Source organism: Pseudomonas weihenstephanensis, assembly GCF_016812185.1.
GTDB classification, from domain to species: Bacteria; Pseudomonadota; Gammaproteobacteria; order Pseudomonadales; family Pseudomonadaceae; genus Aquipseudomonas; species Aquipseudomonas weihenstephanensis.
This window is the reverse complement of record NZ_JAAEBV010000003.1, coordinates 178,111-196,616: the sequence shown is the minus strand read 5'-3', so window position 1 is coordinate 196,616 and position 18,506 is coordinate 178,111. Positions and strand designations below refer to the sequence as shown.

Here is an 18,506-nt window from a genome sequence, read left to right as displayed (position 1 = left end):
GCCAATTGGCGGTTTTTTTTCGCCTGGAGGAAACCATGGGCGCAGCACAGTTAATTGATATCCATGGCGCCAAGGGCGGGGAAGAGAAACCGAAAACCCCAACAGAGGCCCCGGACAGCTTGCGCTCTGTTGCCTTGGCAAAAATGCTGATTGCCGTGGGTGAGGGTGAATTCGACGGCACACCAACAGCTCGAAACATTTTTCTCGACAACACCCCGCTTCAAGATGAACAGGGTAACTACAACTTCCCTAACGTGAAGTGGGAGTGGCGCACCGGTTCTGTTGAGCAGCCGTACATCCGCGGCATTCCTTCGGTCGAAAACGAAACAACCTTAGGCATCGAGTTGCGCAGCGGGACCCCGTGGGTTCGGGCGATCAGCAACACTCAGCTTTCTGCTGTACGCGTGCGCTTCGCTTGGCCAGCCTTGCAGGCAGTGGATGCGAGTAACAACATTAACGGCTATCGAATCGAGTACAAGATCGAGGTGGCTACAGACGGAGGCGCTTACAAAGAGGTTTTAAGTGAGGCTGTAGATGGAAAGACCACCAGCACTTATGAGCGTACACGCCGGGTTGATCTGCCCAAGGCGGCAACGGGTTGGTTGCTGAAAATTACCCGTTTAACTGCAAACCAAGGCAACAACAAAATCGCCGATACGATGCAGATCGCGGGCTTCACCGAAGTCATTGACGCCAAACTGCGCTACCCCAACACAGCGCTGCTTTATATAGAATTCTCTGCTGAGCAGTTCCGTAACATCCCGGCAGTCACGACCGAATGTGACGCACGCAAGATATCGGTACCAAGCAATTATGACCCGCGCAATAAGTCCTATACCGGGATCTGGGACGGCACGTTCAAGCAAGCCTGGACCGATAACCCGGTTTGGATGACCTACGACATCACCGTCAATGACCGCTTCGGTCTCGGCCGCCGGATTAAGCCTTGGCAAGTCGATAAGTGGGAGTTGTACCGCATTGCTCAGTACTGCGACCAGTTGGTCCCGGACGGAAAAGGCGGTACGGAGCCGCGTTTCATCTGCAACCTCAACCTACAAGGCAAAGCCGACGCCTGGACGCTTTTGCGAGACATCTCCGCGATTTATCGCGGCATGACCTATTGGGCGCAAGGGCAAGTGTTCTCGCTGTCAGACATGCCGCGCGCCACTGACTTCGACTTCGCTTACACCCGTGCCAACGTGATCGACGGCAAATTCTCGTACGGCAGTGCCTCTGAGCGAACACGCTACAGCCGCGCACTTATCAGCTACGACAACCCGGCCAACAACTACGACACCGATGTCACGGCAGTCACCGACAGCAAACTGCAACGCCGCTATGGCGACAACCCGCTGGAGATCAGCGCCATTGGCTGCACCCGCGAGTCAGAAGCTCAACGTCGTGGTAAGTGGGCGCTGCTGACCAATGCAAAGGATCGCACCGTCTCTTTTCGAACGGGCTTGGCCGGTCGTATCCCGCTGCCCGGGTATGTGATTCCGATTGCGGATGAGTTGATCGCGGGACGGCCGGTGGGCGGGCTTGTGTCCGCGGTCAAAGGTAAGGTCATCACCCTGGACCGTGACACCTCGGCCAAACCGGGCGATCGCCTGATTGTGAATTTGCCGGACGGTAAATGCGAAGGCCGCACCATCCAACTGGTCAGCGGCAGAAAAGTCACGGTGACCACGGATTATTCCGTCGCGCCCGAGCCTGAGCTGGTGTGGTGCCTAGACGCGTCTGATTTGGCGGTACCGCTTTATCGTGTCACCAGCGTGTCACGGCCCGAGCCAGGCGTTTATGAAATTACCGCTGTGCAGTACGACCCAAGCAAGTTTGCGCACATCGACACCGGTGCGCGTTTGGAAGAACGCCCCATCAGCGTAATCCCGATTACCGTCGTGCCAGCCCCGGCGAGCGTTACGCTCACGTCCAACTCAACCGTCGCCCAGGGCTTGGCGGTGACCACTATGACCATCGCATGGGATTCGGTCCCCGGCGCTGTTGCCTATGACGTGGAGTGGCGTAAAGACAATGGCAACTGGATCAAGGTGCAGCGCACCGGCTCATCCAGTGTTGAGGTACCTGGTATTTACGCTGGCGCTTATTTGGCTCGGGTGCGTGCGGTCAGTGCGTTTGAGATTTCGTCCATCTGGAAGAACTCGCAACTGACGCAATTGAAAGGCAAGGAAGGCTTGCCGCCTGCCATCACGCACCTGACCACTGAAAGCCTGGTCTACGGCATTCGCTTGAACTGGGGCTTTCCACCGGGTGCAGAAGACACCCAGCGCACCGAGATTTGGCAGAACACGGCCAATGATCGGGAGTCTGCGACCAAACTTGGCGATTACGCTTACCCGCAAGCGCGGCATGAGCTGCAAAACATTGTGCCCGGTACCAGCGTGTTTTTCTGGGCGCGGCTGGTGGACCGCACGGGTAATGTCGGGCCGTGGTTCCCGGAAAAGTACGGGGTTAATGGCCAGTCGAGTTCGGACCAGACGGAATACGAGAAGTACTTCGCGGGGCAAATCGGCACGGGTGCACTTTATCCCGAGTTAAGAAAGGACATTGAACTCATCACCGGTGACGGGCCGGGTTCGGTCAAGGAACTGGCAGGACAGGTTAAGGAATTGGGCGACAAGGTCGAAGGCCTGGTCGACACCTTCATTTACGATCCAAAGCAGACCTACAAGGTCGGCGAAAATGCCCGCGAAGGACGGCACATCTATCAAGCGCTTCAGGACGTGCCGCTCGCTACACCGCCGCCCAACCCGGCCTACTGGAAGGACATCGGCGAGATCCTCGAAACCGCCAATGGCCTGGCCTTTCAGGTCAACCAGAACACCACCCACATCGATGATCTCGATGGCAAGGTCACGGCGTCTGCGTCATCGCTGGAAGCCTTGCGGGCAGCCGCGCGCGCCGACACGGGCGAGGGCGAGTTGGCCGACGCCCTCAAGAGCTGGCAATCCACGGCTGAGCTGGCCGTTGAAAAGCGTGTGCGGGCCACTGAAGACGAGGCCATTTCCGAGCGGGTGACCACGTTCGGTGCACAGGTCGGCCAGAATAAGGCCGGGTTGTCGAGCCTTGAAAAGGTGGTGGCCACCAACGATTCAGTCGCCGCCAAACGCATCACGGAACTGAAAGGCGAACTGGTCGACGTGGGCGAGGGCGTGTCAGGCAACACTCAGGCGCTGGAAACCCTCAGCGGTGAAGTGGCGCGCATCGATGGTGAAATTGTGGCCACGGCCAGCAGCCTGGAATCGTTGCGGGCAGAGGCGCGCAGTGACTCGGGCGAAGGTGAACTGGCCAGTGCTTTGGAGGCGTGGAATTCAACGGCCAATTTCGCGCTGGAGAAGAGGGTGCGCGCCACGGCTGAAGAAGCCTTGGCAATGAAAACCGAGCAGCTGCAAGTCAACCTAGGCCAAAACACCGCCACGATTCAGCAAGTCAGCAAAGCAGTTGCGGATGTCGACAAGTCGTTGACCCAGAGGATTGACACCGTTCAAGCGCTCACTGGCGAAAACTCAGCCGCAGTACAGCAGGTCAGCAAGGCCGTGGTCGATGTGAATGGGCGGGTGTCGGCCCAAACCACAATCAAGGCCGAAACCATTGTGGGCGGGCGCAAGGTCATGGCGGGCCTCGCGTTAGGATCTGACGGCGACACCTCGGAGATTCTGGCCTTCGCGCAACGCTTCGCCATCATCGACGAAGTGACGGGTCAGCTCCGTGCGCCATTTATAGTTTCGGGCGGTCAGGTATTCATCAATTACGCCATGATCGATACGGCGTTCATTCAGAACCTGGTGCTGGGGATGACGTTGAGGTCGAGTGCGGTGAATGCCAAAGGCTTGCCATTACTGGAAATCAATATTCCACAAGGAATGCTGACCCTGCGCAGTTCCGGGGCAGGCGGCTCTACGACACTCAACAACAACGGCCTGCTTGTACAGGATGAAAATGACAGTGTTCGTTTGCGGGCCGGGAATCTGACTCTACTGAAGGCCGGGAGCTGAAGTCATGATCTATGGGTTAGAAGTGCTCGACACGAAGGGCGTGCAGACTCTGGGGATGGAGGACTTCACCATTCAGAGACTTGCGATGATGACAATCCCTGCCAGTCGCAGGTATGGGAGCGGTTCTAGGAGGGACTATATAACAATGGATGTTGAGGGGTATGACGCCTCAACGTGCTTTGTAAGCATTACCCCTAAAGCCTACTCGCCCTATCCGCAAGGTATGGGGCAGGCGTACTGGGGTTGTGTCCCCACGTATGTTGATCTAGGGGGGACAAAAATAGGGATCATTACTTACTCTAACGCGTACGAAACCGACTTCGAAGGAAAGTGGGTATATACGTGGGCTGAAGAAATGGTGGAAAGCGTGATAGAAGTGGTGAGGGTTATTTGATGAACTATGGCCTTTCTGCAACTAACAATGGAGGCTCTGTTGTAATAAGCAGTGAATACAAGACGTTGGTTTTTTCTGAAAGAGGAACTTTCAGAATAACCTCGCGCTATATTGACGGCGAAGGATATGGCTCTGTTACTTTTGCAAAGCCAATCCTTACACAAGAGCCACCTCAAATTTTCACCTGCTGCACAGGCGCTTCCCACTCTGCATTAGCGATCTACACGAGGGTGTTAGGCGGGCCGGGCTACTGGACAGGATTTAATGTGACGAGCGCGTCAAATGGTGTGCGTCCAGTTCAGAACTTTTACATGGAATATGTTTCTTGTAAGTTTTCAGATAGCAGAAGTGTGGACGAATTTGGACTTGAGATTTATGACGGCTCAGAAGGCGTCGTTTACACGTCAAGCGATAGGGTAGTGCGGTACAGTAAATTTACGAAGGATTGGGACTGGAGGCCCCCGCTTGGCTACGGAGTTGTAGGTGTATTTCACAGCAGGGTAGCGGTAGATCCCGATGATTTTATCTGTATTTCAAGTATAGACAGGGGCAATGCTTGGTTCTGTGGAAGGGTCCATTATGCAGGATTAAGAATTGTTGATGGAGGGCTGCAATCTGTGAAAATTTTAATCAATAGAAGTAAGACTTATGAATATCTGACTCAGTTCTCGGGGCCGAGCTTTTCAATTCCGGTCTGTAAGTTTCCAATCGAAAGATATTACAACAGTTAAGGAGTTGATCTATGCCTTGGTATAAAACCGGGTCAGTTAAAGCGACGAACAACAGCAACGCCATTATCGGAACAGGAACAGCCTTCATTGCCAACGCGCGCGTGGGTGATGCGTTTCGCGGCCCGGACGGCGCGTGGTACGAAGTCTCCAATATTGCCAGCGACACCGCTCTATCTATCTCTCCCAATTATCAAGGGTCGACCGTAGCAGCAGGCGGCTACGCGCTCGCACCTATGCAAGGTTATGTCAAAGACCTGGCCGACCAAGTACGAGGGATCATCCAGCAGTGGGGCACAGCGCTGGCCAACCTGGGCACAGTCTCAATCGAGAACGTCGTGCCGGTGGCCAAGGGCGGCACGGGCGGTACCAACCAGGCGGCTGCCCGCTCGGGACTTGGGCTTAAAAGCGCGGCCGTGGCCGAGATACTGGGTGGCGTCTCCCAAGTGGGCGGTGTGCCCACGGGCGCAATCTTCCAGCGCGGCAGCAACGCCAATGGCGAGTTCTGCTTGATGGCCGATGGCACGGCCATCTGCACCTACCTGCAACTCAGCATGTCGGCCGCGGCTAATACCGACATCGCAGTCAACTGGCAATTTCCGTGCGTGTTCGCCGTAGCACCGGCCGTGCTGGTGGCGCTGCGCGGGCCAGCGTCGACCAACACCTTCACCATCAACAAGCTTCAGGCCGCGCCTTCAAGCGTCACGGCTGCCGCCATCACCGGCAACTTCAGCGCTGCGCAAAACTACTTCATCACACTGACAGCCATAGGCCGGTGGTTCTAATGATTATCAAGCTCTCGCCGAAGTTCGGCGCCGAACCACTCACGCTGATCAAGCGCAACGACACGCTGAGCATCAACGGCGAAACATTCGACTTCACCACCATTCCCGAAGGCGCGGTGTTGCCTGAGTCGGCTATCAACTGCGAATACATCATCGGCGACATCACCCGTAGCAACGGTCACTTGATCATCTGTCTGATGCTGCCGTGCGGCCCGGACTCTACGGACGCTGCCAACTTCCCCGAAGACATCGTCAACCCACGCAACGGCCACATAGGACTCCCTGAATGAACATCGACTTCAGCCAACTCAAAACTGCCGAACAGCTCCAGGCTGACAAAGAGCGCGTCGAACTCGACGGCATATTGGCCACACGCCGCGCGGCTTACCTGAGCGAGTCAGACCCGCTACGGCTGGAGGCTGACTATGACGGCCTGAGCCAGGGCAACGCGCCGGACTACACCGCGTGGCTGGGCTCCGTCGCCGATATCAAGAAACGCTTCCCGCTGCCCAAGGCGGTCGTTCCGGCCAAAGACTAAAGCCGCGCGAACCACCGAACCCCGCCGCGCGCGGGATTTTTTTTGCCTGGAGAAAGCCATGCCCGTCACCGCGCAGCAATTGCTCCTTATTCTCCCAAACGCCGGCCAAGTTGACGGCGTTTTTGCACCTGTCCTCAACACCGCCATGAACCGGTACCAAATCGTCGGCACGCAGCGTGTCGCGGCCTTCATCGCCCAGATCGGCCACGAGTCTGGCCAGCTCAAATACATGCGTGAAATCTGGGGCCCAACAGCCGCTCAAGCGCGATACGAGGGCAGGGCTGACCTCGGCAACACCCACCCGGGCGACGGCTCCAAGTTTCGCGGCCGTGGCCTGATCCAGATCACCGGCCGCGCCAACTACAAAACGTGCGGCGAAGCGCTGGGCCTCGACCTGATCACACAGCCAGAACTGCTGGAAAAGCCGCAGCATGCATGCATGTCGGCGGCTTGGTTTTGGGCCACCCGAGGCCTCAACACCCTGGCTGATGAAGGCAAGTTCGACACCATCACTCGGCGCATCAACGGTGGGCTGAATGGGCTGGCGGATCGTCAGGCGCTTTATGGTCGAGCACTGAAGGTGTTGTCTTGAAGCTTGATGCGGTGAAGTGGGGCGGGGCATTACTGCTGACGCTTGGACTTATGACTGGCAGCGCGTGGGCTGCATGGGAGTGGCAGGCCAACGCCTATGGTCGGCAGTTGGCCACCAAGGAAACGGCCCACCAAACCGAGCGCACCAATCTGGCCAATGCCACCTCAGCGCTAATCCTCGCCGAGCAGGGGAAGCGCTTCGCCCTGGAGCAATGGCTGGCAGCCAGCGACCAATCCCATTACCGAGTGCTCACAGATGAGAAAACCAAACAGGCACGTCTGCGTGATCGCCTTGCTACTGCTGACCTACGGCTGTCAGTCCTACTCGACGCAACCGGCGCAACTGATTGTGACGCAGTGCAAACCGCCACCAGCACCTGCAGCGTGGTTTATGGCGCCCATAGAGCCCAACTTGACCCAGCGCATGCTCAACGAATTATTGGAATCACCAGTGACGGAGATCAAGGATTGATCGCGTTGCAGGCTTGTCATGCCTACGTGCGCCAACTCACCAAGCAAAAATAGGCGAGCCGATCATATTCAAGTCCCTACTATCAACAGGAAATTAAGGTCTGATGGTTGAGCCTCACACGGAACTGACAAACTTGTTCTCGAGCGGGTGCCAAACCATTCCGCGAGTGTTTGCCGACCTGACAGACTTGCAGAGAGAACCGGTCAAAGGTGTCACATTCCCATGGGTAGAACTGCCGTTGTGTGTAATGATCATTAGGCAGCCGAATCCTATAAGGCTGTCAATTGCTTCTTGAACATACGCTGGCATGTCCTTACAGACAACGTCGACCCAAACTGTAGCTCCGGGGTAAATCCTCGTGAGACCCTCGACAGCATCAGCGAGTAGCTTCGCGTGATTCGGACCGTTGGGAGCGCATGGGGCCTGTATCGTTTGCAGAAATACCTCATGGTTACTGTTCCCGACAGTCTTTCCGAGAATGCAACTGATGCCTGCTGCCTTGGCTGTATTGATTGCTGCAGTATCGCGATGATCGAAGCCCATGTAATATTTTCCTTTCGTTACTGATTGTTCATTTAGAATCGGCTGTTCCAACCCAAGCTTTAGCATTCGGGTTTTCATACATTGCTGATTCGCCAGGGTAATGCAGATTTATTCGCAGCTGCCTTACTTGGTCGATGCCTGAGATGATTGCATGTCTGGATAAGTGGGTCTACTGGTAGCCTCACCTCAAAAAAAGTTGAGCTAAAAAAAGCATTAAGAATAATTGCGGTGTAGCGCCTTCATTAGTGGTTGCGGAAATCGATTCTACTCAATTGATTATGAAAAACAAAATAGGCGATCCAGCAGAACTAAATCCGCTATCTGGATTCCCAGCAATTTTTCTCCGTTATGGAAGACGGCAGCTTGTTGCCAAACCGCAGCGCCTGAACCTATGTGAGCTCATAGTGAGGGCTGCGAAAATCTGCATATGCACGCTCGATAGGCTTGCGCATAGGGCGGGTGTACCAGTGCAGCGACTGCAAACGCTGCACCGTAGTCACGTGAAGTTGGGGTCCGACAGAGCAATAGTATTTATTCAATAAGCATGCAGCTGCTTAGTGGAAGCTCATAGGGTCTTTATAATATTTATTATTAATTGTGGGTTCAGCAGCTCTTTAGAAAGCTCGCCGTTCTTTTCATAGAGTCCTTTTGTGAATATAGTGCTCAATTGATTTGCAGCTTGATCGTTAAGTAATTTTGGATATATTTGTCTGTATGTATTTAGTGTGACGTTCAATTCAGCGAGGGCGTGCTGTATTTGTGATTCCGATATTTCATGACCTACATTGAATGTAGGAATATAAATGCTGAGGATGTTATCTTTTAAATTATTCTTCATCTTTCGATTGTTAGATATTTTTGCAAATAATAAGCCCAGTAAGAAGGTTAAAAATCCGGGAAGCCAGCCGTTGATAAGACCGAGTAGCGATATTTTCCACCAGAGAATATCATTTATAATAAAGCTCACATTTTCTCCTTGATTATTTCACTTTGGTGTATTTTGAATAACATGGGTGGTAACAAATTGAACTACAAATAGACATTAAAAAATATCCGGGCAAGCTTGGAGGTTAACATCCCTAGTCCCTTTGGCTATACGTTTCTAGGCTAACACTTTCAGCGATCCCATGGGCTCTAAACCATTGAAGGTAAGCCCAATTTTCTCGCTAGTACGCGAGAAAAATTGTCTGATAAATTACTCGATTTACACGAGACGTGTCTATTGCGAGTGAGTTCAAAGATCCTTTCCATGCGACAGGTTTCACATGGAAAACGAGTGCAGAGGATTGGATACATATCACTTATCGAAGCTTAGCCCGTATCACCATCCCTCTCGTCGAATTCTCCGACAGAAGAATTGACTAGGAAACTTCTACGCAGTTGACTGTATGTTCATACAGTCAAACAAAAGGCGTGCGCATGAGCTTCACTTCTCTGGGTCCGATAGCTGAAGGCGGCGTGCGCCTGCCCCTGTGTTCTTTCAAAGTGCCCGCAGGCTTCCCGTCCCCGGCGGCGGATCACATTGAGAAGCAAATTTCTCTCGACGAGCTTCTGAGTATTCGTGCGCCGAGCGTGTACCTGGTCAAGATTGATGGCGACAGCATGCAGGGTGCCGGCATATTTGCAGGCGATCTGGCCGTGGTGGATCGTGCGATCGAACCAGTTCATGCCATGTCGTTGTAGGAATATTGAATAACGACCCACTGTGCAAGCGGCTGGTTATCCGGGATAAGTCCATAATCCTGAGGTCAGAGAACTCCAAGTTTCCCGACAGGCACATTTTGGAAGGGGATGAGTTCTCAGTCTGGGGTGTGATCACGTATACAGTGCGAAGCCATATTCGATAAGGTTTGGTTTTTGTTCGGCAGAACGCCGGAGGAAGGAGTAAATAGGCTGCGTGACTTTTGCGTGACTCTCTCACGCACCCATCTGCATCTATGGCTATTCGATTGCAGCGAGCGCCAGAGAAAGCAGCAATGTTTAAAGGAGTTGCCATGCTCCTTCGGGCATGGGGTGCTAGCGGGTAGGGGTATGCCGTTACATTTCAGATCGTGGACTGGACTCAAAACATCCCTAGCAAGCCAAGAAAGTTGAGGATGAACTAGTCTTCTACAAATCCAACTTTCAGGACGATAGTCATGCCTTCTCACTCCGAATCCAATATTGCCATGGCAGATGCTCTGACATTGTTACTGCACAATCAGCATGCGCTAGCTGCGGCGGTAGAGGAGGTCACGAAATGGCTTTCTGACAATGGCATACAGCGTGTTGCAGATAACGCACTCGTTGCCATGGAAACGCTGGACACAAATGCACAAGCGCTTACAGATACTATTACGCGCCTCCGAAACGTTTAGGGGGTATTACCCTGGAGCTTATTCACCCAGCGGAGTGCTGTTAAATTGATGGTTTTTTGGGTCCAGAACCTAAGGCCGAGTCTAGGCGGAATGAGGCTTACAAGGCGTAAGATATTTCCGAGTAATGGGACACCAAATGCCATGCAGGCCACGGTTCTAAAGGAATCAAGACACGGATTGCAAATCCGCCCACGCCGGTTCGATTCCGGCCTCGGCCTCCACCTTGAAAACCCCGTAGATCACCGTCTACGGGGTTTTTTTATGCCTGCGATTTGACGATCGCTTCCGCGATTTTTTGGGTTGCTTCCGTAAGCAGCCTTTTTAATCCGTAAGCTGGAGCCTTGTGACGGAGGGCTGGGGTGTGCCTTTTGCCCTATAGCCTGGGTAGCCTGTTTTCGGCCAGGAGGGGCGGTTACGTAATCGTGCTATGCATCGTGCAATAGCTCGACAGAGATGACGAAGCTATACGATTATTCAGATCAGTGTTGCTCGTTACGTGCGAGATGGCATGATGAGCTCATTAATGAACAACAAGGAACAGCCATGGCGAGGAAGGCGACACCACCGACTGCAATTCAACCCAAGGTATATCTGGATGAAGGGCAGCTTAGGCGTGGAATCGAGCGGCTACAGCAACGAATTGCAGATCTTGATGCATTCGACCTAAACACCATGCAAGGTAGTACCTCGCCTGAACTCAAAACTCTTGAACGTAGTATTGAGGACACGTTAGAGCGATGTTTTGGAACGAACACAACTGCCTCAATTCGATACAACGAGGCGCATAACCTCCACTATCGACCCACGATATGGGTTTCCGGCATGCCCGATCCGGACTACAAGGGTATTACGGAAAAAAAGATAAGCCATGCAAAAGCGTCGCTTGAACAGGCGATCAATGCATTAAATACGGATCTTGAGGATCTCGAAGGCGGCGTGCCCCTCAGTGTTCCCCTAAGATCAAATTCTAAAGGGGGCTTCCCCAGAGTGTTCCTCGTTCACGGACATGATGAGGCCGTTCGTGAAACTGTTGCACGTTTCATTGAAAGGTTGGATATTGAAGTTATCATCCTTCACGAGCAAGCAAATGGCGGCCGCACCATCATCGAGAAAATCGAGCACCATTCCGAGGTGGGAATGGCAGTGGTGTTACTAACACCTGATGATGTTGGAAGTAAGGTTGGAGCAAAGCTGGAGCCCCGTGTAAGACAAAATGTCCTGTTGGAGCTTGGATATTTTATAGGGGCGCTAGGTCGTAACAAAGTTTGCGCCCTAAAGTCGGGCGATATGGATATTCCAACCGACTTCGCTGGCGTAGTTTGGACGCCGATGTCAGGCGATTGGAAGGCTGCTCTCGCTCGAGAGCTTAAATCGGCTGGTTATGAGATCGATTGGAACAAAGTAATGAGCTAGCCTGAAACAATAGTATTAGAACTAAATCCACACTCGTTCAAAACCTTATCGAGCCGTCGATCTTTCCTGCGGCTCACAATGTCCCGCCTCTCGCCGATAATCGCCTTTACTTGCAATACACCGACCAGAGCTGATTGAGCCTGGTCGGCCCCGAAAACAGTCATCCAGCATGACTTAAGCGTGGATAGGGATTCGAACCCCTTCAAGCGTAGCTGAGGATCGCTCCAATCCATGAAATAGGGCGCTTTCTCTCTCTGGCAATGCCGTACTGCGGTCTATGACGGCCCTGAATCTGCCCTAATTTTGCCCTAAACCTTTCCGCTTGGCAGAGCCAGCCTTGATCGCATGGAGGGGTCACAGTGGCCGCTCGCAAGCCAATGATGGGTGATATAAAACCTTCTGACGGTCTACTATCGGTCATTAGCGGTCAATCACCAAAGACTCATTTCGACTCATTGCTGCCTTCCGAGTAAGGCATCTAACGGCAAGAAACTGTGCGTCGGGAGCGTCTAGGAAGTCCGGGGCTTTTCAATAAGTAGCACGCCGATGATCTGAGGAACTCCGTGCTATTGATCTAAAAAGATCTTCGAGGAGTATATATGTTGCCGCGATGCTTTATGTTTTTAGATCTTCCCGCGACTGATGCTCAACTCGGTTGCGCCCCATTTTTTTTGCGCTATACAGAAGACTGTCGGCCTTCTCCAGCAAATCAGCCGGCTCAATTACGCCATCCTGGTGGTTTGAAGCGACACCTGCGCTGATGGTCACAATTCCAACCGAACTGCCCCTATGTTCGATGTCTGCAGCTTCTATTGCCGACCGAACTTCCTCAGCGATATTTACTGCTCCTACCAAGTTGGTCTCTGGAAGCAGAATTACAAACTCCTCCCCACCATACCGGGCAGCTAGGTCGGCTGGGCGATTTATGTTTTTTCCTATTAACTGTGCGATTTGCTTTAAACATTCGTCGCCGAGAACATGGCCATAATAGTCGTTGTACTGCTTGAACCAATCTATATCGATAAGTATGAGCGCTACGCTACTTTCAGTGCGGGATGTTCTCGACCACTCTTGTGCTAGTTTGGCGTCGAAACACCTACGGTTAGGCAGCCCCGTAAGGCTGTCTGTTTTAGCAATATGCTCTAAATCGTGTTGCGCAATACGCAGTTCCGCTTCTGCCACCAACAAACGTTGAATTTGTCTGTAAAAGAGAAATCCCAGACTGGTTAGCACAATAATTATAAGCACCACCATAATCGATGCTTGATAGACGTACGTCCACCATGTATCAAAAACTGAGTCTAATGACAATCCTGCTGCAGTGACGATCGGGAGGCCCGGTATTCGGCTGTAGGCATAGACTCGTTCTACCCCATCCACCATAGACGTCAGGCTTGCTGTTCCGTCATCGCTGTTTATTAAATATCGACTAAACAGTTCTCCCTTTGCGATATTAGTAGTCATCAACGTGTCAATCATTGGTCGGCGGGCCAGCAAATCGCCGTTATTCAGTGCGAGCAGTATCACCCCTTGCTCGTCTACGTCTAAACGCTCAAAGAAATGTTGAAAATATGCGACAGGCAACGTCGCTAAAACCACGCCGCTGAAGCTGCCATCTGGGTATTGGGTGCGGCGGCTGACAGGGATGATCATTTCGCCGGTGGTGCGGCTCAAAATGACTTGGCCTATATGGGTTGCAGTGTCAGGGTGGTTCTTATGGTAGATAAAATAAGAGCGATCGCTATTATTCTTTGCGACCGTCTCAGAGGAAAACGAATTGACTACCCAGTCGCCATTACTGTTGTAAATGAACAATCCTTGAATTCCGTCGGTTGCCTCGACATTGCTAGCCATTACTTTGAATAAACGAGTTCTCTGTTCCGCATCAAGTTTGTCATTTTCAACACGCTCTGCAAGATTGCTTAGAATGCTTTCAGCCTGACGTAAGGTATCTTCAGCCTGCTGCCCGGAAGCCCGAACAATGTTGCTGACAGCAATTCTGGCATTCATCAATCGTTCGTTCGCCGATTGCTTTAACTGCCAAGCAATTGCGGAGGCTAGCGTGACACAGATCAAAAAGATGAAAGCTATCAGGCCCACAGAAAGAGCTTTGGGTGTTAATCGACCAGACACGAGCATTATCGTTTTCATTGAACTCATCATAGCGTGGACGTGCTGAGCCTTCCTGTGAATTTTCTATAATTAATAATTGAATAGCCCTAGGTTTTGTAGACACCTTCGAAAGGCTGCTTCTGGCCGATAGCAGTAGCTCAGCAGTCAATCTATAGGGCACGTCCGGTTCGCTAATTGATGAACGTTGTATTGTCCATGGGACGCTGGAATGGGGGGTAAAATCGGTTCCGCATCTCAACATTAAACCCTTTATAACCTTGACGTTCAGACATATAGATATGAAGCATTTGCAGAATTGAAATGATGATAAGTTACTGATTTGTATATATAAATTAGTGGATTGAAAATCCGCCCACGCCGGTTCGATTCCGGCCTCGGCCAACATACAGAAAACCCCGTAGATCAACGTCTACGGGGTTTTTTATTGGCTGCTGGAAAGTGAGGCGTTCCGAAACTTTAGGGGGTGGAGTTCCGAAAACTATTTTATTTTGAGGGTTTCGCGATCGCGCCGACACGTCGATAAACCCGCTTGGTTATCCGCGCCGATCATTGCCCGCAAGCCGTGCACCTGGCCCCGCAACTGGCGGTGCTGTTACGCGCCCAGTCGTGGGGCTTGGCGATGGAAGCCGCAGAGTTTCAGCGCTCGGCGCAAGACTGGACCCGCCCGGATCTGGATGGCTACACCGTGTGGCTGGTGGAGTGGACGCAGACGGTATTCCTCGGCGAGCAGGCATGGCCGTGGCCCGATGAGCCGCCGGGCTCGTTGCTGATCAGCGTCAACGACGAAGAGTCGGTCGCGCCGCAGGATCTGCCGTGAGCTACGCCACTGCCAAACACGACCGTATGATCGCTGCCCTGTTGATGCCTTGCTGCGTGGTTGTGGTAGATCTGGCGGCAAGCCCACCGGCCTGCCGCGTATCCACCGGCGACTGGACCAGCGCCTGGGTTTTATGGCGATGCAGGTGCACCCCCAGACAACCGTGACCACGTGGAGGTGTGGCGATTCTATGATGGCGGCTCGCTGGTCTACGACTGGCAGGCCAAAAGCTACACCATCACCTTGCCCAGCGGCACCGTGACGATTGCGGTCGGCGGTACTTCGGCGGTGGTGACTGTCAGCGCCGTGACCGTCACGGCGGTTGCCATCGACTTGATAGGCTCGGTCAAAATCGACGGCACGTTAGCAGTGACAGGTGACATCACCAGCCTCGGAAAAATCATCGATACCGGAGGTAATACATCTAATCACAAACATTAAAGTTTTATGCGTTTGCCTGATCAGTCTTAAGTTCGAGCGTTGAGTTGGAGTTTCATCTCTAAAGTTGCATTGTTGCCAATGTCGTAATCAGATAAGACTTTGCCGTCTTTGAGTTCTATTCTGGCAAGGTAAATTCGCTGATGTGAAGAAGGGACTCCTTCATGGTCTTGGCTCTTTGCTTTAACGTTTTCAATTGTATCCGAGGGCTGCAAATCAAGTGGGAATGTTTTGCCTATTATGATGCTGTGAATGAATATGTTCATGTCGATTCCTCGGAGCCTGTGGGGCGTGATGGTTCAAGGGTCTGATTTGCTGAAGTGGCTATTTGAAGTTTACCTAACAATAAAAAATCAACCTGCTTTCCGACAAGTGACATGCCAGTGCAATGCAGTAGGTTCAATGTTAGAGCGTTGTTTTTGTTAGAGTTCTGCGCCTTTTTTGACGGATTAATATAAAAATGGTGCTGTATTTTTAATCGAAAACTATCCATGCACTCGCTAAGTGCGGGTTTATTTCACTGGAGTAAAACCATGAGCAAAACACCTGACGACAAAGTTCCCGAACCGGCTGCACCAGCCCTGCAAAAGGCAGTAACGGCCCGCATCTTCCGCGACAAGGTCTACACCTCGCGCACCCTGATCCTGCACGGAGGTGCCTCGCTCCTGGTCGCCAAAGGACGCGTCACGGCGGTCGACGATCAGCAGTTCCAGTACCTCAACACCCCCCCGGATTTTGAACGCCTCACGGAGTAACCCGCGATGATCGGAATGGATCGCCACACCGGTGCGGCCCTTTCCGGCGTCGAGCATCTTCGCCAGTCCATCGCCGACATTCTCACCACCCCGGTGGGCAGTCGGCGCATGCGCCCGTCGTATGGCTGCCAAGTGCGCCGGTTCGTCGACATGCCGATCAACGCGGGCTGGAAAAGCGCGGTACAGGCCGAGGTCGCCCACGCGCTGAACCTGTGGGGGGCGCGTTTCAAGTTGTAGTCGGTGCGCGTCACGGCGGTGCTCGATGGTGTGATCAGTTTTGAGCTTAACGGTGCAAAGCGCCGAGGTGCAGGAATATCGTATTGACGCGGTGCTGCACATGGCCAGTACCGGCTCGGAAAACGAGGCGATTCAGGCCGAAGCGACCCGGCGCCTCGCAGCCTGGATCAACCTGCGTCGGCGCCTTGGTGTGGAAATCTCGCGCTCGGCGATTGATGCGCACCCGCACAGCCTCGCAGATCGAGGAGCGCCTCGGCGTGCTCAAAGAACAGGCTGGCAAGGCCGCGACCGCGATCAACAAAATCGCGGGCAAGTTCAGCCCGTCACTGGCCAACATCGTGCCCACCGGCGTGCTGGGCGCAGACGCGACCCCGGCTGCAGAAGCGGTAAAGCCATTCCCGCACCTGCTGATCATGCAACCGCTCAAGCCCGGATCGACACCGTTCTACTTCAACCTGGACACCGCTGCCTTCGACGAACTCAAGCGCTCCACACACGAGCGCCTGAGTCGCCGACCGGCCTGAACGGCATGGGCGAGGCCGTGCTCGATGCCAACCAAGGGCTGGCCGGGCTGATCATTCACCTGCCGGATTTGCCGTTGCCGAGTGATGAGGTGGTGATGTTGTGGGCTTGAATTTGAGATCGAAGCCCCTTTCTTTGCCAAATTTGAAGTCGAAGACGCTTTATGTACGCCTTTCCCCACGCTAAGCCTGTTTGATATCCAAACGTATGGCCGACAATTAACTCATGAAGAAATCGTAGACGCTGTAGAGGCGGGCGACATTTTATTGGTTAAAGATGATCCCTTCAGTCCGCTGAGCCAAGACACATTCAACGAGTATTTCCACATCCCCGGACGCGGTTGGACGGGCAGTTTCCATATGCCTGTTGAGCAGGAAAAACCGCCGTTGCCGGAAGCCGAACCGATTTTAAAACCGCAACCGCAAGCGCCTATGAGAATCTCAAATGACAGTAAATCTCGCTGATCAGGTATTTTTGGTACTCGGCCTATCAATCTTCGGTGGGGCTATTTTTTGTATAGGCACTTCTCTTTACATGGCCTATACAAAGATGGATTTGATGTTGGAGTATTTGAAGAACTGTTCGATTGTTAGAACTCACTCGCCACTAAAGTATGGTGGGCCTTGGGGTAAACTCATGCTGATTGGCTGGATTGCAGGGCTCTTCACGTTTCCTGAGTACTACCTAAAGCGTGGTGAAGCGAGCGCAGAAGATTTAAATAATTTCCCAACACATTTAAGAAAGAAATTAGTGATGCTAAAAAGGGCGTCATTTTTTTTGATTGCTGCACTGGTTACTTTATTTTTTCTTAGAGAGTCAGGAATGCTTAAATAAAACTGTTCTGATCACTTCTTAATTCTTACGCGTTGCTAGTTAGCCCGCCACTGTGTGGGCTTTTTATTCTCCGGGATTTGCCTATGACCCCCACCTTTCGCATCGTCGCAGACGGTGCTGACATCACCGCACTGATCAACGACCGCCTGCTTTTACGACGAACCACTGACAAACCCGGTCATCAGAAAGTGATGTGTCCTCGCAATGACGTTAAATGGAGCGCTGATTGACACGCTTTGAAAGCTCTTCTGCGGACTCTTTGCGCTCTGAATATCGATCAACCAGATAGTCCTGGCGATCCCTCAAGAGCAGCGTGAACTTCATCAACTCTTCCATTACGTCCACCAGACGGTCGTAGTACGAGGACGGTTTCATCCGGCCTGCCTCATCAAATTCGGTGAACGCCTTGGCCACCGAAGATTGGTTGGGGATGGTGAACATCCGCATCCACCGACCCAGTACCCGCAACTGATTGACCACGTTAAATGATTGCGAACCGCCGCAGACCTGCATCACGGCAAGGGTCTTTCCTTGGGTAGGACGTACAGCGCCAATCGCCAGCGGAACCCAGTCGATCTGGGCCTTGAAAACTGCACTCATGGAGCCATGACGCTCTGGGGAACACCATACTTGGCCTTCAGACCACTGCATTAACTCGCGCAGCTCTGCGACCTTGGGGTGAGTGTCCGGAGCATCGTCTGGCAACGGCAAGCCCGATGGGTCAAAGATCTTGGTTTCGGCGCCAAACTCATTCAGCAAGCGTGCGGCCTCTTGCGTGACTAAACGGCTGAATGAGCGCTCTCGCGTCGATCCGTACAGAAGAAGAATTCGAGGTTTATGGCGCGTGGGTGTACGAGGCGACAGTTGCTCCCACGAAGGAATGTCGATCAGGTCAGCGTCTACGTTTGGCAATGTGTCTTGCATATAAACTCCTAC

General features: G+C 52.8%; 17 protein-coding genes, 2 tRNA genes and 7 pseudogenes. 22 read left to right on the top strand and 4 right to left on the bottom strand.

The window, feature by feature from the left end:
- Positions 1 to 35: 35 nt before the first annotated feature.
- From GYN01_RS11545 to GYN01_RS11510, 8 genes are read left to right on the top strand one after another with little or no spacing between them, the layout of a single operon-like run.
- A complete protein-coding gene (locus GYN01_RS11545; protein WP_203307103.1) occupies positions 36 to 4,013 on the top strand; it encodes a TipJ family phage tail tip protein in 3,978 nt (1,325 codons plus the stop codon).
- A 4-nt stretch (positions 4,014 to 4,017) separates the two neighbouring features.
- Positions 4,018 to 4,407, top strand: a complete 390-nt coding sequence (locus tag GYN01_RS11540) for a hypothetical protein (protein WP_048401768.1) — start codon at positions 4,018 to 4,020, stop codon at positions 4,405 to 4,407.
- Positions 4,407 to 5,138 (top strand): hypothetical protein, encoded by a 732-nt coding sequence (locus GYN01_RS11535; protein ID WP_238936228.1) that lies wholly within the window; start codon positions 4,407 to 4,409, stop codon positions 5,136 to 5,138. The genes GYN01_RS11540 and GYN01_RS11535 overlap by 1 nt, the downstream gene beginning before the upstream one ends.
- A gap of 11 nt (positions 5,139 to 5,149) precedes the next feature.
- Entirely contained in the window at positions 5,150 to 5,920 is a 771-nt protein-coding gene (locus GYN01_RS11530; protein ID WP_203307102.1) for a phage tail protein, read from the top strand.
- A complete protein-coding gene (locus GYN01_RS11525) occupies positions 5,920 to 6,210 on the top strand; it encodes a hypothetical protein (protein WP_203303760.1) in 291 nt (96 codons plus the stop codon). The genes GYN01_RS11530 and GYN01_RS11525 overlap by 1 nt, the downstream gene beginning before the upstream one ends.
- On the top strand, positions 6,207 to 6,458 hold the full coding sequence (locus tag GYN01_RS11520) for a hypothetical protein (protein ID WP_203307101.1): 252 nt from the start codon (positions 6,207 to 6,209) through the stop codon (positions 6,456 to 6,458). The genes GYN01_RS11525 and GYN01_RS11520 overlap by 4 nt, the downstream gene beginning before the upstream one ends.
- A 58-nt stretch (positions 6,459 to 6,516) precedes the next feature.
- Entirely contained in the window at positions 6,517 to 7,050 is a 534-nt protein-coding gene (locus tag GYN01_RS11515) for a glycoside hydrolase family 19 protein (protein ID WP_203307100.1), read from the top strand.
- The gene (locus GYN01_RS11510; protein ID WP_203307099.1) at positions 7,047 to 7,574 is read left to right on the top strand and encodes a lysis system spanin subunit; all 528 of its coding nucleotides are present in this window, start codon (positions 7,047 to 7,049) and stop codon (positions 7,572 to 7,574) included. Before GYN01_RS11515 ends, GYN01_RS11510 begins: the two co-directional genes overlap by 4 nt.
- 1,055 nt (positions 7,575 to 8,629) lie before the next feature.
- Here the strand turns inward: GYN01_RS11510 and GYN01_RS11505 are convergent.
- Positions 8,630 to 9,031: a hypothetical protein gene (locus tag GYN01_RS11505; RefSeq protein WP_203307098.1), complete on the bottom strand. Its 402-nt coding sequence runs from the start codon at positions 9,029 to 9,031 to the stop codon at positions 8,630 to 8,632.
- A gap of 452 nt (positions 9,032 to 9,483) precedes the next feature.
- Between GYN01_RS11505 and GYN01_RS11500 the strand changes: the two are divergent.
- From GYN01_RS11500 to GYN01_RS11485, 4 genes and pseudogenes are all read left to right on the top strand, one after another.
- A pseudogene (locus GYN01_RS11500) lies at positions 9,484 to 9,911 on the top strand (LexA family protein).
- A 291-nt stretch (positions 9,912 to 10,202) separates the two neighbouring features.
- The gene (locus tag GYN01_RS11495) at positions 10,203 to 10,421 is read left to right on the top strand and encodes a hypothetical protein (RefSeq protein ID WP_203307097.1); all 219 of its coding nucleotides are present in this window, start codon (positions 10,203 to 10,205) and stop codon (positions 10,419 to 10,421) included.
- 146 nt (positions 10,422 to 10,567) lie between these two features.
- A tRNA-Cys gene (locus GYN01_RS11490) sits at positions 10,568 to 10,642 on the top strand.
- 322 nt (positions 10,643 to 10,964) lie between these two features.
- On the top strand, positions 10,965 to 11,834 hold the full coding sequence (locus GYN01_RS11485; RefSeq protein ID WP_203307096.1) for a TIR domain-containing protein: 870 nt from the start codon (positions 10,965 to 10,967) through the stop codon (positions 11,832 to 11,834).
- A 615-nt stretch (positions 11,835 to 12,449) separates the two neighbouring features.
- Here the strand turns inward: GYN01_RS11485 and GYN01_RS11480 are convergent.
- Entirely contained in the window at positions 12,450 to 13,985 is a 1,536-nt protein-coding gene (locus tag GYN01_RS11480; RefSeq protein ID WP_048402022.1) for a sensor domain-containing diguanylate cyclase, read from the bottom strand.
- Between the two features lie 283 nt (positions 13,986 to 14,268).
- Here GYN01_RS11480 and GYN01_RS11475 point away from each other — a divergent pair.
- From GYN01_RS11475 to GYN01_RS11465, 3 genes and pseudogenes are all read left to right on the top strand, one after another.
- A tRNA-Phe gene (locus GYN01_RS11475) sits at positions 14,269 to 14,348 on the top strand.
- A gap of 148 nt (positions 14,349 to 14,496) precedes the next feature.
- A complete protein-coding gene (locus GYN01_RS11470) occupies positions 14,497 to 14,784 on the top strand; it encodes a hypothetical protein (RefSeq protein ID WP_420850417.1) in 288 nt (95 codons plus the stop codon).
- A pseudogene (locus GYN01_RS11465) lies at positions 14,781 to 15,225 on the top strand (phage baseplate assembly protein V). The gene GYN01_RS11470 and the pseudogene GYN01_RS11465 overlap by 4 nt, the downstream one beginning before the upstream one ends.
- 26 nt (positions 15,226 to 15,251) lie before the next feature.
- Here GYN01_RS11465 and GYN01_RS11460 read toward each other — a convergent pair.
- The gene (locus GYN01_RS11460) at positions 15,252 to 15,488 is read right to left on the bottom strand and encodes a ubiquitin-like protein (protein ID WP_203307095.1); all 237 of its coding nucleotides are present in this window, start codon (positions 15,486 to 15,488) and stop codon (positions 15,252 to 15,254) included.
- A gap of 267 nt (positions 15,489 to 15,755) precedes the next feature.
- On the opposite strand from GYN01_RS11460, the gene GYN01_RS11455 reads away from it, so the two are divergent.
- From GYN01_RS11455 to GYN01_RS11430, 7 genes and pseudogenes are all read left to right on the top strand, one after another.
- On the top strand, positions 15,756 to 15,977 hold the full coding sequence (locus GYN01_RS11455) for a hypothetical protein (protein WP_048364894.1): 222 nt from the start codon (positions 15,756 to 15,758) through the stop codon (positions 15,975 to 15,977).
- A 6-nt stretch (positions 15,978 to 15,983) separates the two neighbouring features.
- A pseudogene (locus GYN01_RS11450) lies at positions 15,984 to 16,211 on the top strand (GPW/gp25 family protein); the annotation flags it as partial.
- A gap of 49 nt (positions 16,212 to 16,260) precedes the next feature.
- Positions 16,261 to 16,443 (top strand): annotated as a pseudogene (locus GYN01_RS22265) (baseplate assembly protein); the annotation flags it as partial.
- Positions 16,436 to 16,735 (top strand): annotated as a pseudogene (locus tag GYN01_RS11445) (phage tail protein); the annotation flags it as partial. The pseudogenes GYN01_RS22265 and GYN01_RS11445, both read left to right, overlap by 8 nt.
- Positions 16,735 to 16,848: pseudogene (locus GYN01_RS11440) on the top strand (tail protein X); the annotation flags it as partial. The pseudogenes GYN01_RS11445 and GYN01_RS11440, both read left to right, overlap by 1 nt.
- Before the next feature lie 332 nt (positions 16,849 to 17,180).
- Positions 17,181 to 17,570 carry a hypothetical protein gene (locus GYN01_RS11435; protein WP_048401944.1) on the top strand — a complete coding sequence of 130 codons (390 nt, stop codon included), beginning with the start codon at positions 17,181 to 17,183 and terminating at the stop codon, positions 17,568 to 17,570.
- A gap of 83 nt (positions 17,571 to 17,653) precedes the next feature.
- A pseudogene (locus GYN01_RS11430) lies at positions 17,654 to 17,749 on the top strand (hypothetical protein); the annotation flags it as partial.
- Between the two features lie 31 nt (positions 17,750 to 17,780).
- On the opposite strand, the gene arsH reads toward GYN01_RS11430, so the two are convergent.
- Positions 17,781 to 18,494 (bottom strand): arsenical resistance protein ArsH, encoded by a 714-nt coding sequence (gene arsH / locus GYN01_RS11425; RefSeq protein WP_203307093.1) that lies wholly within the window; start codon positions 18,492 to 18,494, stop codon positions 17,781 to 17,783.
- Positions 18,495 to 18,506 lie beyond the last annotated feature (12 nt).

Bases quoted from the DNA above. Each gene is read 5' to 3' on its own strand.
- GYN01_RS11515 (WP_203307100.1), top strand. From the start codon at position 6,517: ATGCCCGTCACCGCGCAGCAATTGCTCCTTATTCTCCCAAACGCCGGC.
- GYN01_RS11530 (WP_203307102.1), top strand. From the start codon at position 5,150: ATGCCTTGGTATAAAACCGGGTCAGTTAAAGCGACGAACAACAGCAAC.
- GYN01_RS11455 (WP_048364894.1), top strand. From the start codon at position 15,756: ATGAGCAAAACACCTGACGACAAAGTTCCCGAACCGGCTGCACCAGCC.
- GYN01_RS11520 (WP_203307101.1), top strand. From the start codon at position 6,207: ATGAACATCGACTTCAGCCAACTCAAAACTGCCGAACAGCTCCAGGCT.
- GYN01_RS11480 (WP_048402022.1), bottom strand. From the start codon at position 13,985: ATGAAAACGATAATGCTCGTGTCTGGTCGATTAACACCCAAAGCTCTT.
- GYN01_RS11535 (WP_238936228.1), top strand. From the start codon at position 4,407: ATGAACTATGGCCTTTCTGCAACTAACAATGGAGGCTCTGTTGTAATA.
- GYN01_RS11495 (WP_203307097.1), top strand. From the start codon at position 10,203: ATGCCTTCTCACTCCGAATCCAATATTGCCATGGCAGATGCTCTGACA.
- GYN01_RS11435 (WP_048401944.1), top strand. From the start codon at position 17,181: ATGACAGTAAATCTCGCTGATCAGGTATTTTTGGTACTCGGCCTATCA.
- arsH (WP_203307093.1), bottom strand. From the start codon at position 18,494: ATGCAAGACACATTGCCAAACGTAGACGCTGACCTGATCGACATTCCT.
- GYN01_RS11540 (WP_048401768.1), top strand. From the start codon at position 4,018: ATGATCTATGGGTTAGAAGTGCTCGACACGAAGGGCGTGCAGACTCTG.
- GYN01_RS11485 (WP_203307096.1), top strand. From the start codon at position 10,965: ATGGCGAGGAAGGCGACACCACCGACTGCAATTCAACCCAAGGTATAT.
- GYN01_RS11545 (WP_203307103.1), top strand. From the start codon at position 36: ATGGGCGCAGCACAGTTAATTGATATCCATGGCGCCAAGGGCGGGGAA.
- GYN01_RS11525 (WP_203303760.1), top strand. From the start codon at position 5,920: ATGATTATCAAGCTCTCGCCGAAGTTCGGCGCCGAACCACTCACGCTG.
- GYN01_RS11460 (WP_203307095.1), bottom strand. From the start codon at position 15,488: ATGAACATATTCATTCACAGCATCATAATAGGCAAAACATTCCCACTT.